The sequence below is a fragment of the Streptomyces glaucescens genome, assembly GCF_002154375.1.
Classification (GTDB): Bacteria; Actinomycetota; Actinomycetes; order Streptomycetales; family Streptomycetaceae; genus Streptomyces; species Streptomyces glaucescens.
In genome coordinates this window covers 1-11,960 of sequence record NZ_MUND01000739.1, presented here as the reverse complement: position 1 = coordinate 11,960, position 11,960 = coordinate 1, and the positions used below count along the sequence as shown (strand labels likewise).

The 11,960-nt window shown below is 72.2% G+C and carries 10 protein-coding genes; 9 read left to right on the top strand and 1 reads right to left on the bottom strand.

Annotated elements, in window-relative coordinates; all coding sequences use genetic code 11:
* The first annotated feature begins 84 nt into the window (after window positions 1–84).
* The 9 genes from CCN42_RS36380 (at window position 85) to CCN42_RS36340 (ending at window position 10,586) form a co-directional block, all read left to right on the top strand.
* Window positions 85–2,802, top strand: coding sequence for a winged helix-turn-helix domain-containing protein (locus CCN42_RS36380; RefSeq protein WP_086741602.1), 2,718 nt, complete (start codon window positions 85–87; stop codon window positions 2,800–2,802).
* 185 nt (window positions 2,803–2,987) lie between these two features.
* Window positions 2,988–4,616, top strand: a complete 1,629-nt coding sequence (locus CCN42_RS36375) for an MFS transporter (protein ID WP_086741605.1) — start codon at window positions 2,988–2,990, stop codon at window positions 4,614–4,616.
* A gap of 17 nt (window positions 4,617–4,633) precedes the next feature.
* On the top strand, window positions 4,634–5,158 hold the full coding sequence (locus CCN42_RS36370; RefSeq protein WP_086741601.1) for a hypothetical protein: 525 nt from the start codon (window positions 4,634–4,636) through the stop codon (window positions 5,156–5,158).
* 134 nt (window positions 5,159–5,292) lie between these two features.
* Window positions 5,293–5,490, top strand: coding sequence for a hypothetical protein (locus CCN42_RS36365; protein ID WP_086741604.1), 198 nt, complete (start codon window positions 5,293–5,295; stop codon window positions 5,488–5,490).
* A gap of 395 nt (window positions 5,491–5,885) precedes the next feature.
* Window positions 5,886–6,536: an HdeD family acid-resistance protein gene (locus CCN42_RS36360; protein ID WP_086741600.1), complete on the top strand. Its 651-nt coding sequence runs from the start codon at window positions 5,886–5,888 to the stop codon at window positions 6,534–6,536.
* Between the two features lie 123 nt (window positions 6,537–6,659).
* Window positions 6,660–8,003 carry a hypothetical protein gene (locus tag CCN42_RS36355; RefSeq protein ID WP_086741599.1) on the top strand — a complete coding sequence of 448 codons (1,344 nt, stop codon included), beginning with the start codon at window positions 6,660–6,662 and terminating at the stop codon, window positions 8,001–8,003.
* A gap of 196 nt (window positions 8,004–8,199) precedes the next feature.
* Window positions 8,200–8,664, top strand: a complete 465-nt coding sequence (locus CCN42_RS36350) for an SHOCT domain-containing protein (RefSeq protein ID WP_086741598.1) — start codon at window positions 8,200–8,202, stop codon at window positions 8,662–8,664.
* A gap of 30 nt (window positions 8,665–8,694) precedes the next feature.
* Window positions 8,695–9,144: a DUF7144 family membrane protein gene (locus CCN42_RS36345; protein WP_086741597.1), complete on the top strand. Its 450-nt coding sequence runs from the start codon at window positions 8,695–8,697 to the stop codon at window positions 9,142–9,144.
* An 89-nt stretch (window positions 9,145–9,233) separates the two neighbouring features.
* Complete coding sequence (locus tag CCN42_RS36340) at window positions 9,234–10,586, top strand: diacylglycerol/lipid kinase family protein (RefSeq protein ID WP_422641246.1); 1,353 nt, start codon at window positions 9,234–9,236, stop codon at window positions 10,584–10,586.
* Between the two features lie 105 nt (window positions 10,587–10,691).
* On the opposite strand, the gene CCN42_RS36335 is transcribed toward CCN42_RS36340, so the two are convergent.
* Entirely contained in the window at window positions 10,692–11,540 is an 849-nt protein-coding gene (locus tag CCN42_RS36335) for a class II glutamine amidotransferase (RefSeq protein WP_086741596.1), read from the bottom strand.
* Window positions 11,541–11,960 lie beyond the last annotated feature (420 nt).

Here is an 11,960-nt window from a genome sequence, read left to right as displayed (position 1 = left end):
CACCCGCGCGCGAGTGCAGGAGGACTGGGATACTGGACGAAGAGGCCCAGCCCATGACCTGATCTTGACGGACAGTGGTGGACGGTGGTGGTGAGCGCGGTGGCGGAGATCGACGAGGGCGATCCACGATCGGCCGGTCCGGCCGTCCTGCGCACCGATCCCCTGGGGGAGCCGTTTCTGCGCGCCCGGATCACGCTGCCGACGACACCCCCCACGTACCTGCGGCGCCGGCGACTGGTGCAGCACCTCGATCAGGCTCTGCAGACCCCTTTGACACTGGTCAACGGGCCGGCCGGCGCGGGCAAGACCCTGCTGGCCACCGAGTGGGCCGCCGGCCTGCCCCAGCCGGTCGCCTGGCTCACGGTCGCGGTGGGGGACTGGCGACCTGGAGTGTTCTGGGCGTACGTCATCCAGGCGCTGCGCGCCTGCGGCGCGCTGACGCCCGGCCCGGCCGGGTTCCCGGCGGACGCCTCCCGGGTGGACACCAGGCTGCTGGGGGCGCTCGCCACCGAACTGAACGACCGTGATCAGCCCGTGGTCATCGTGCTCGACGAGTACGACCGGGTCACCGCCCCGCAGGTCGCGGAGCAGCTGGAGTTCGTCCTGCACCACGCCGGGCGCGGGCTGCACCTGGTCCTCGTCACCCGCACGGAACCGCTGCTGCCGCTGCACCGTTACCGGGCGGCCGGCGCCTTGACGGAGATCCGTGCCGCGGAGCTGGCCTTCACCGCCGAGGAGGCTGCCGCACTGCTGGAGCTGCATGGCCTGAGCCTTCCGGTCTGCGCCGCACGCGCCCTGGTGGACCGCACCCGCGGCTGGGCCGCCGGCCTGCGGCTGTCCGCTCTGGCGGCTCGGGAGAGCGCCGACCCGCAGCGCTACCTGAAGGAGTTCGAGGCGGACCGCAGTACGATCGCGGACTTCTTGCTGGCGGAGGTCCTCAAGGGGAAGCCGGAACAGACGCAGGATCTTCTGCTGCGCGTCAGCGTCCTGGAACGCTTCTGCCCCGCTCTCGCCGACGCGCTGACCCTGCGGACCGACGCCGAGCCCCTGATCGCCGGGCTCTGCCGCGAGAACGCGTTCGTCGAGTACCTGGGGCACTCGTGGTATCAGCTCCACCCGCTGTTCCAGGAGATACTCCGGGCCCATCTCCGGGTGCGCCTGCCGGGGCTGGAGCCGGAACTGCACCGGCGGGCCGCGCGCTGGCTGCGGCGTGCCGGATCGCTGCCCGAGACACTCGCCCACGGCTCCGCCGCGGGCGACTGGGACCTCGCCGCCGGGGCCCTCGTCGACGACCTGGCGATCGGCCAGCTCTTCTCGGGCCTGTGCTCAGCGGACCTGGTCCGGTTGTTCTCCCGCATGGGATCCGGGGCCCGGAGCCCCGCCACGGACCTCGTGCGCGCGGCCCGCGAGCTGGCCCAGGGCGACGTGGACCGTGGTGTGGTCTGCTTGCGTCACGCCGGGGAGCGGCTGGCTGCCGACGCCGCCGAACCGGTGTCCGAGACGGCGCCCGACCCAGCAGCCGCGCAGCTCAGCTGTGTGCTGCTCGAGGCGCTGGCAGCCCGGCTGACCGGATGCCCCCAGGACGCCGAGAAGGCCGCGAAAGCGGCTGATGAGCTGTGGTGGGAAGTCCCGGCCCACCTCCTGGACAAGCATCCCGAGCTCGCTGCCCTGCTGCTGACACATCTGGGATCGGCCCGTCTGTGGGCTGGGCGTTTCGAGGACGCGCGCGCTGCCCTGACCACCGCGGCCGGCACTCCCGGCGCGGCGGCCACGGTGCTGCCCCGGGGAGAGTCGATGGGGCACCTGGCTCTGCTCGACTATCTGCACGGCTGGCTCAGCCGTGCGGAACGCAAGGCCCTCGCGGCGGAGTCCGAGACTCAGCAGCTGGGCCTGGACCAGCCGTCCGGCTCCGGCATCGCACGGCTGGTCCTGGCCGCCGTGGCGGTCGACCGTCATGAACTGGCCCGCGCTCAGGCACTCCTGGACGAGACGGCTCAGCTCCCCTCGGTAACGCGTGATCCGGTGCCGGCGGCAGGACACGCCCTGGTCGCCGCTCGTCTGCTGCTGGCCCAGGGCAAGGCACGAGCCGCCGTCCAGGCGGCGGACTCGCCGGTCTTCGCCGCCGTGCCCTCACCCTGGGCCTCAGGGCACGAAGCACTTGTCGCCTCCGCCGCCCACCTGGCCGAAGGACGGCCGGACCAAGCCGCCGAGGCGCTTCAGGGCGTGTCCGGCGACCAGCCGGCATGTGCCGTGGAGGCGGCGGCGCTCCAGCTCGCCGCGGGGCGGCCCGGAGCGGCCATCGACCTGCTCGACGACGTCCGCGCCCAGAACGGGCCGGGCCCTGCGGTGACGGTGAGGGCAGCGTTGGTGAGGGCGCAGGCCGCGCAGGGCACGGGAGACACCGCCACCGCCCGCAGGCTCGTGGCGCGGGCGCTGCTGGACGCCCGGCGCGAGCGGCTGCGACGCCCGTTCCTCGATGCGGGAGAGTGGCTCCCGCATCTCCTGGCCACGGCACCGCTGCAGGAGCTGGCGGCGGGCTGGCTCACGCCCGGCCCGTCGCGTCGCGACGACCAGGCCCGCGCGGAGTCAGCACCCGAGCCGCTTGTCGCGGCGGCGCTGAGCGGACGCGAGCATGACGTCCTGGAGCGGCTGGCCCGGATGATGTCGACACAGGAGATCGCCGCCGACCTCTACGTGTCCGAGAACACGGTGAAGACCCACCTCAAGAGCGTCTACCGGAAGCTGGCGGTGAACCGGCGAAGCGACGCGGTGCGCCGCGCACGCGACCTCGGGCTGGTGTGACACGTCGGCCCGGAAGGCTCCGATCGCGTCCTCCCCGAGGAGCGGGACACCAGGAAGCACATCCTTCCCCCGTGGCGGGTGAGGCACGAAGCCCTCACTTCCCGATGCGATGGGGGGAGGCGGCAGGACGCGGGACGCTGCGCCGGTTCCGCCGACTGCCGAGCCGACTGCGTGAGGTGGACACCGTGAAGCACTGGAGGGCTCTGGCCGTCCTGGGTACGGCTCAGTTCCTGATGGTCCTGGACACCTCCGTCATGAACGTGTCCATCAGCCAGCTGGTCGAGGACTTCGACACGGAGGTCACGGCCATCCAGGCCGTCATCACCCTGTACGCGCTGGTCATGGCGGCCTTCATGATCATCGGCGGCAGGCTCGGGGACATCCTCGGGCGGCGCCGCATGTTCCTGCTCGGACTGGTCGTCTACGGCGCCGGGTCGGCCCTGACCTCCGTGGCGCCCACGCTGTGGGTCCTCACGCTGGGCTGGTCCGTCATCGAAGGGCTCGGAGCGGCCATGGTGCTGCCGGCCATGGCCGCCCTGGTCGCGGAGTCGTACCGGGGGCGGGACCGGGCCGTCGCCTACGCGGTCATCGGCGGCCTCGCCGGCGCCGGGATCGCGGTCGGCCCGCTGCTGGGCGGCTGGGTGACGACATACCTGACCTGGCGGCTGGTCTTCGCCGGCGAGGTCGTGATCGTCGTGGCCGTCCTGCTGTGCCGCCGCGTGATCGCGACACCCGCCCCGGCCGGGAAGCGCCCCCGGCTGGACGGGGTCGGAGCCGTGCTCTCGGCGGCCGGACTGGCGCTGTGCGTGCTCGGTGTGCTGCAGAGCAGCAGCTGGGGCTGGGTACAGCCGCGCAACCCGCCCTTCACCGTTCTCGGCTTCGCCCCGACACTGTTCGTCGTCGGGACGGGAGTGGCCGTCCTGGCCGTCTTCCGGTCCTGGGAGCGGCACCGAGACAACCAGGGCGCCGACCCCCTCATCCACCTGTCGCTGCTGGGCAGGCCGGTGCTGCGGTCGGGCCTGATGACGCTGCTGAGCCAGAACCTCATCCTGCTGGGCCTGTTCTTCGCCATCCCGCTGTACCTGCAGGTGGTGCAGGGATTCGACGCCTTCGAAACGGGCCTGCGTCTGCTCCCGGTGTCCGCCGCCATGCTCGTGACCTCCCTGTGCGGGTCCTCGCTGGGGCGGGTGTGGGGGCCGCGCCGAGTGGTCCGGCTGGCCCTGGCGATCCTGTCGGCGGCCATCGTGTGGCTGCTGGCCACCATCGACCCGGTCATCGACGACGCGCAGTTCGCCGGGGCCATGGCCCTGCTGGGCGTGGGCGTCGGCCTGCTCGCCTCGCAACTGGGCAACGTCGTCCAGTCCAGCGTCGGCGAGGAGGAACGCAGTGAGGCCGGAGGGCTCCAGTTCACGGCGCAGAATCTGGGCTCCGCGCTGGGCACCGCGCTGATCGGATCGATCCTCATCGGTGCCTTGGCGCACGCCCTCACCACCCAGGTGGCGGACGACCCCGGACTCTCGCGGGAAACGCGTGAGCAGGTCGGTGTGGCGCTCCAGGCCGGGGTCACCTTCGTCTCCACCGATCAGGTGCGTTCGGCGGCCGAACGTGCCGGGTTGCCGCCGTCCGAGGTCGACGCCGTCACGCAGTCCTACGCCTCCGCGCAGCTGAACGGCCTGAAGGCGGCGATCCTGGCCACCGGAGGCATCGCCCTGGCCAGCTTCCTGGTCACACCGCACCTGCCGACCGCCCGGAACGGCCGCCCGCGCAAGCCGGACGCCGATGCCTCGGGCGCGGCAAGCGGACCCACGCGCTGAGCCGGAAGGAGCCGCAGGTGTCCAGCACCACCCGTCCGACCACGGCACGCAAGACGCGCCGCGCCGAGCGTCGTGCGCACGCGGACTACACCGGAGGCGTGTACGGATCCATGCTCGCTGCCTCCGTGGTGGTCGGCGCCGGCTCCCTGGGCTCCTTCCCCCGCGCCGAGCTGGTGCTGCTGCTGTTGCTCACCAGCCTGGTGTTCTGGATCGCCCACGTACACGCCCAGTTGTTCGGGGCACGTCTGGCGCAGCGGGCGCCGGACCGCCGGGTGGTGCTGCGGGTGTGCCGTGACGAGTGGCCGATCGTCAAAGCCGCTTTCCCGCCGGCCGCCGCAGTGGCCGTCAGCCCGCTCCTGGGTCTGGATGTGCGCGGTGCGCTCTGGCTGGCCCTTGCCGTCGCGGTGGCGGGCCAGGTCGGCTGGTCCGTGACCGCGGCACGCCGCGCCGGGGCCTCCGCTCGGCTGATGGCCGCCACCGCGTCGGTGAATCTGGTGCTCGGTCTGCTGATCATCTTCCTCAAGCTCGTACTGACGCACTGACGACGTGCCGGCCCGCACCGTCCGCCACCGGTCTCAGGGTCACCTCCACCGGGTGATGCCCGGCACAGGCGGGGAGGCGACGATCGCAGGAGCGGGTGCCCTCCATCCGTTGGCAGTCCGTGGGAGGACAGCTCGTGCGCTACGAGATCCGAGTCGAGGGACAGCTGTCGGAAACGCTGGCAAGGGCCTTTCCGGAGCTGGGTCACGTCGTGATGTCCGGCCAGACGGTCCTGTACGGCCCTGTCGTCGATGAGGCACACCTGTACGGTCTGCTGGCCCGCTGCCAGTCACTCGGGCTGCGGGTGCTGGAGATGCGGCAGCTTCCCGAGTGACCGGATCGTGCACGGCGCGGTGCGGGCCGGGCGGCCGTTCTCGAGGAGCCGGGCGGAACCCCCAGCACCGCTCCGCTGTGAACCGCCCCGAGCGGCAGGCGGCTTCCAGCAGGCTGGACCCGTGTCGGCGACGCCCCGCACATTGGCCCGTAGCGCGTGAGCGGGCCCGGCTCCGCTCTGCCGAAGGTGGGTCCGCGTGCGGGGCCGCGCCGTCGCCTCGGCGATGCGACGCCCGGCCTGCCGGTCATGGACGAGACGGTCACGTCGGTGACGCCGGATCACCCGTGATGGGTGACCCGGCACGCGGCGACAGGCGTGACCGTGGAGTGGCCATGCCTCCCACACCGCCCCCGCCGGCCGCCGGATGCGACCGCCCCATCACGCGAGGAGGAACCATGCCCATGTCGGCGTCGCACGCCGGGCAGGAACCCCGGTCCGAGGAGCCCGGCCCCGGTCCGACGGGCGACTCCGCGTACATGCTGGCGCGGCTCGGCCGTTCGTGGACCTGGCTCATGGCCTCGGCCGTCGGGACGCTGGTGCCGGGTGTCCTGATCCTGGTCTGGCCACAGGCGACCCTGCACGTGCTGGCCGTCCTTCTCGGCCTGTACCTCCTGGTGACCGGCGTGTTCCGGTTCGTGGCCGTCTTCGCGCGCACGGGGCACGAACGGCTCCCCGGGCTGCTCACGGCCGTGCTGTACGTCCTGGCCGGAGTGTTGTGCCTGCGGGACCCGCTGCAGACGATCACCGTGCTCTCGCTGGTCGTCGGGATGGTCTGGCTGGTGTCCGGCATCCTCACCCTCTACACGGCCCTCGCCGTCGAGGACCTGCCGCACCGCGGCGTCGTCCTGGGGACCGCGGTGCTCGGCGTCGTCGCGGGAATCGTGGTCCTCACCCTGCCCGCCGAGTCGGCCCGTGCCCTGACCCGGCTGCTCGGGCTGTGGCTCGTCCTGCTCGGCCTGGGAGAGGCGGCGGTCGCCCTCGCCTGGCGGGCCGCGCTCCGCAAACCCCGCACCGCGAGGCCGCGCACCCCCGACGCGGCGGTCTGACCACCGCACCCGACAGCTCCGGCAGGCGCGTGCGGCGCAACCGGTCACGTGCGCCGGCCTCCCCCTCGTGCCCCCGAGCGGCGGCCGTCGCGCCGGGGCGGCACACACCGAAACGAGGCACCCATGAACCCCGCCGCAACCCCGGAGCCGCCGGACCCCGGCGCAGCCGCGCATCCGACCCACGTCATGACCGCCGAGGAACGAGCGGAATACGAGCGACTGCGCCGCCACGCTGCGGTGCGCCACCGGCGGCTGCGCCGGGCCGGTTCCTCGGTCCTGCTCCTGATGGCCCTGCTCCTCGCGCCCCTGGCCGTCGTCGCGGCCTGGGTGCAGGCCACGGTCTCCGACACCGACCGGTACGTCGAGACCGTCGCGCCGCTGGCGTCCGAGCCGGCCGTGCAGGACGTCGTGATCAACCGGCTCACCGACCGCGTGGTGGACAACGTGGATGTCGCGGCGGTGACGGACTCGCTCGCCAAGACCCTCCAGGACGCCGGGGCACCACCCCGCGTCGTCGAAGGAGCCAAGGCCCTGGAGGGACCGCTGCGCAACGCGGTCAGGACCGTCGTGGACCGCACCGTCACCCGCGTGATCACCAGTGACGTCTTCCAGCAGGTGTGGGAGGGCGCCAACCGCCGTTCGCACGCCGCGGTGGTTAACATGCTCACCGGTGACCGCCAGGGCGCCCTGCGCGCCGAGGGCGGTGCCGTCCAGCTGAACCTCGGGGAGGTGGTCGACCAGGTACGACAGCGCCTCGTCGACGAGGGCTTCGACAAGGCGGCCGCCATCCCGGACACCGACCGGACGATCACGCTGTTCGAGAGCGAGGAGCTGGGCAAGGCACAGGACGCGATGCGGCTGCTGGACATCCTCGGCACCTGGCTGCCCGTGCTGACCATCGTGCTCGCCGCACTCGCCGTGTGGACCAACCCGGCACATCGCGTGATGCTCGTCGTCACCACCGTGGGCGTCGGCCTCATGATGATCTTGCTGCTCGTCGCACTGGCCGTGGTCAGGCGGGTCTACCTGGACTCGGTCCCGCCCGCGACGCTGCCCACCGACGCGGCGGCGGCCATCTACGACACCTTCGTCCGTTTCCTGCGCGACAGCACCCGCACCCTGCTGGTCGTCTCGGTGATCACGGCGCTGGTCGCCTACCTGTACGGTCCCGGCCGCCCCGCCCGAGCCGTCCGCGCGGCGACACACCGGGGCACGACGGCTGCCGGCCTGGCGCTGCACCGAGCCGGGATGCGCACAGGGTCCACCGGACGCTGGCTGGCGGACCACCAGGCATGGACCACCGGCGCCGTCATCGCGGCCGGAGTGCTGGCGCTGGTGCTGTGGAACCACCCCACGGTCGCCGCGGTGGCGCTGGTCATCGGTGTCTCCCTGGCTGCCCTGGTGGTCCTGGCGGTGCTCGCGGCCGCCGACGGGCCGGCCGGCCGTGCGCCGGCCCCGAGCCGGTGAATCACGACCCGGTCCCGCGGCCCGGCCGGACACTCCGCGGGCCCACCGCACGGACAGCGATGAGCCTGCGTCCGCGCGGGCCACGGAGGGCAGCCGCTCGGCACTCACCCGCGCCGGGTGAGGCCGTCGGCGCCTGCCGTGGGCACGCTGAAGATGGCACTGACCGGGCCGCCGCCCGGGGACGGAGGAAGGACACATGACCGCGCAGACCTACCTGGCGTACGACTATCCGCTGCTGGGAGCCTTTTGGAGCATGCTCGTCTTCTTCCTGTGGATCCTGTGGTTCGTCCTGCTGTTCCGGATCATCACCGACATCTTCCGCGACGACCGGATGAGCGGCTGGGCGAAGACCGGCTGGCTGGTGTTCTGCATCGTCCTGCCCTTCCTGGGCGTGTTCGTCTACGTGATCGCCCGCGGCAAGAACATGGGCCGCCGGGAGGTGGCGCAGGCACGTGCGCAGCAGGAGGAGTTCAAGGCCTACATCAGGGACGCCGCGACCGACGGCCGGACGAGCAGCGTCGACGAGCTGGCCAAGCTGTCCGAGATACGGGACCGGGGCGCCATCACGGACGAGGAGTTCCGCAGGGCGAAGGAGCTGGTCCTGTCCGGTCACGGCCCGGCGGAGCCTGCGGGGCCCGCCGCCCGCACCCCCGGTAGCTGAGCATCCGCACACCACGAAACGAGGCGCAAGATGACCGCGACACACACCCGCCCGGCAGACACGACGAAGCAGGGATGGGCGACCGGCCTGACCGTCTTCGGCGCAGTGATGCTCTTCCTCGTCGGCCTGCTCGACCTCCTCCGGGGCATCATGGCCATCGCCGAGGACGACGTCTTCGTCACGACGCCCAACTACATATTCGAGTTCGACCTGACCAGTTGGGGCTGGATCCACCTCATCCTGGGCGTGATCGCCGTGATCGTCAGCATGGGACTGCTCCGGACCGCGACGTGGGCACGCGTCACCGGCGTGGCGATCGCCGTACTGGTCATCCTCGCCAACTTCCTCTCCATGCCGTACTACCCGCTGTGGTCGCTCGTGATGATCACCATCTCGGGCTTCATCATCTGGGCCCTGTGCGTGGTGGAGCGCGGCGACCTCTTCGACCTGTCCGGGGAGCGCACCCGTCGCGACCTGTGACGCGCGGCCCCGGGCACGGCGCGCGGGGCCTGCGAAGGCAGACCCCGGTGCATGCCCGGGGACGTGAGGAGTGAGAGGGGCGACGCGTGGTGCGACACCAAGGCCACACGAGCCGGACGGATCAGCCGGGAGCCGCGAACGCGCGCGAGGGCGGCGCCGGGCTGGCCCGCATCGCCCTCCTCGCCCTCCTCGCGAGCATCCTGGTGCCGCTCGTCGCCGCCGGTCTGCGCAGTGTGCTGTGGGTGATGACCGGCCTGGCGGGGCTCGCACTCGCCGCCATCGGCCTGTGGTGGGCCCTGGCACACACCGGTGTGCTCCGTGTCGTCGGGGCATCGCTGTCGGTGGCCGCGCCGGTCACCGTGCTCGCCCTGTTCGCCGCGTCCGGCATGCTGGGGCCGGCTCTGGTGTCACTGGCCCTGTGGGCGCTGGCCGTCATGGCGGCGCGCACCGCCTCGTCACCCGGTCGCACCGCAGCCGAGGAGGCTGTCGTCACGGCACCCAGAGCTCCCTGGATCCTGATGAACCCGCGCTCCGGCGGCGGCAAGGTGGGCCGTTTCCAGCTCGCGGAGAGGGCGCGGGCGGCGGGCTGCCGGGTGGTGCTGCTCGACGCGGGCCAAGACGTCGCCCAACTGGCCCGGCAGGCCGTCGCGGAAGGGGCCGATCTGCTGGCGGTGGCGGGCGGGGACGGCACCCAGGCCCTGGTGGCGGAGGTCGCGGCGCGCAACGACCTGCCGTTCGTGGTGATCCCCGCGGGCACCCGCAACCACTTCGCCCTCGACCTCGGCCTCGATCGCGACGATCCGGCCGCGGCCCTTCAGGCCCTGACCGACGGCGTCGAACTCCGCATCGACCTCGGGTACGCGGCGGACCGGGTCTTCGTCAACAACGCCTCCTTCGGGACGTACGCGTCCGTTGTCACCGACCCCGCCTACCGGGACGCCAAGGCCAGAACCACCCTGCACGCCCTCCCGGGCCTCCTCACCGGCGAGGACGCGCGCGGTCTGCGCGCACGGGCCGACGGCACGTTCTTCGAAGGGCTGCAGGCGCTGCTGGTGAGCAACAACCCCTACGGACGTGCCGTCGACGTGGTCCGTCCCGGACGCAGGGAGCGACTGGACTCGGGGCGGCTCGGCCTGGTGTGCGTACGGGTCGGCAACACTGCCCAGGCGGCGCGGATCGTACGCGGTCCCCGCTCCGGGAGCATCGTCCGGCTGAGTGCCGGGGAAGTCGTCGTCGAGGCCGACACGGACGCCCTCCCCGTCGGCATCGACGGGGAACACGTCGTCCTGCCCTCCCCCGTCGTGTGCCGCAGCGCGCCCGGGGTGCTCCGGGTACGTGTGCCGCGCCGCCGTCCTCACGCGCTGCGGGGCGGCGGAGCGCCGGCGGACTGGTCGCGCGTCGCGCGGTTGGCGCTGGGCCGGCTGTTCACGGGCCGAAGCTGATCACGGCTCCGCGGTGCCCACGGACCGGAGATTCGCAGCCCACGGCTGACAACACCTTTCCGGGAGAACGGCGGGCGACGCAGGCGCGCGCCGCGCCACATCCGGTCAGGCCGGACGGACAGGATCAGGATCGGGCCGGAAGGCACCGAGCACGCCCCCACCCGGCTGGACGATGCCGTAACTGCTCTCCGGCACCTCGTTCCAGGCACCGGTGAGATCGCCCAGAGGTTCCGAGACGACGAGGCGAGTCGCATCCGAGATGTCCCGCAGGAACGAGACGTCCGGATGGAGTGCGCGCAGAGCGTCCACCTTGGTGCTGAAGTACAGCGACCGGGAACGGCCTTCACTGGAGTAGCGGAAGGCCCAGACGCGTTCGCCGTCGCTCACCGCGACAGTCATCTGCAGCGGATACGTGACGCCGTGCGCGTGTCCGGTCGCCTCGACGAAGCCCGCCATCCTCGCCACGGCACGAGGCGGATCATCCGACAGGCCGAAGCTGAGAGCGAGGTAGAACATGAGCTCGGAGTCGGTGGAGCCCTCGATGTCCGGGTAGAGAGCCGGTTCGACGGCCAGGGCGAGGTCACGCCGGAGCCGGGGGAAATCACTGATCATCCCGTTGTGCATCCACATCCAGCGACCGCTTCGGAAGGGATGGCAATTGCTCTGCTGCACAGCCGTCCCGGTCGTGGCCCTGATGTGCCCGAAGAACAGACCCGAGCGAACGTGGTGAGCCACTTCCTGCAGGTTGCGGTTGTTCCAAGCCGGGCCGATGTCCCGCAGCAGGGCTGGTGTGGCCGTGTCCTGCGTGTACCAGCCGACGCCGAAGCCGTCGCCGTTGGTCGTCTCCACGCCCATACGGGAGTGCAGACTCTGGTCGATGAGGGAGTGCTCCGGCTGGAGCAGGACCTGGCCGAGCAGCACGGGGGTGCCCGAGTAGGCGATCCAGCGGCACATCAGTGGCCCCCATTCCGTGCATCAGGACGTGTGGGACGCCGTGTTGCCGACCGGTGCGGCGATGCCGCAGCCGGGCACCGGGCAGCAGGGCACGGCGAACCCGCGGTGACGCCCCTGCGGGTGATTTGAGACGGGTTTCGCCGCATACGGTCATCCCCAGTATCCCTTGCGCGGACCACCGAAGCACCCGGGGCGTGACCTGCACCCCTCCGGTGGAGGCCCTGCCACCAGCACCGGCCTGATGGCCGGTCTCCGCACGCGGTCCAGGTGGCCGCGCGCGGCGACGTCCTGCCGGCGCCGTCGATCACCCGCAAGCGCGTCGACCGGTACGTCACCCAGCCGCTCGGCGCGGTGCCGAACGCGGGGCCGGTCGAGCTGACCGACTGGGAGCGTGAGACCGTCGCCCTGGCCGCGCGGGGC

Excerpts from the sequence above, each read along its gene's own strand:
- CCN42_RS36360 (WP_086741600.1), top strand. The coding sequence starts at position 5,886 with ATGCCCATGTCGGCGTCGCACGCCGGGCAGGAACCCCGGTCCGAGGAG.
- CCN42_RS36355 (WP_086741599.1), top strand. The coding sequence starts at position 6,660 with ATGAACCCCGCCGCAACCCCGGAGCCGCCGGACCCCGGCGCAGCCGCG.
- CCN42_RS36350 (WP_086741598.1), top strand. The coding sequence starts at position 8,200 with ATGACCGCGCAGACCTACCTGGCGTACGACTATCCGCTGCTGGGAGCC.
- CCN42_RS36345 (WP_086741597.1), top strand. The coding sequence starts at position 8,695 with ATGACCGCGACACACACCCGCCCGGCAGACACGACGAAGCAGGGATGG.
- CCN42_RS36335 (WP_086741596.1), bottom strand. The coding sequence starts at position 11,540 with ATGTGCCGCTGGATCGCCTACTCGGGCACCCCCGTGCTGCTCGGCCAG.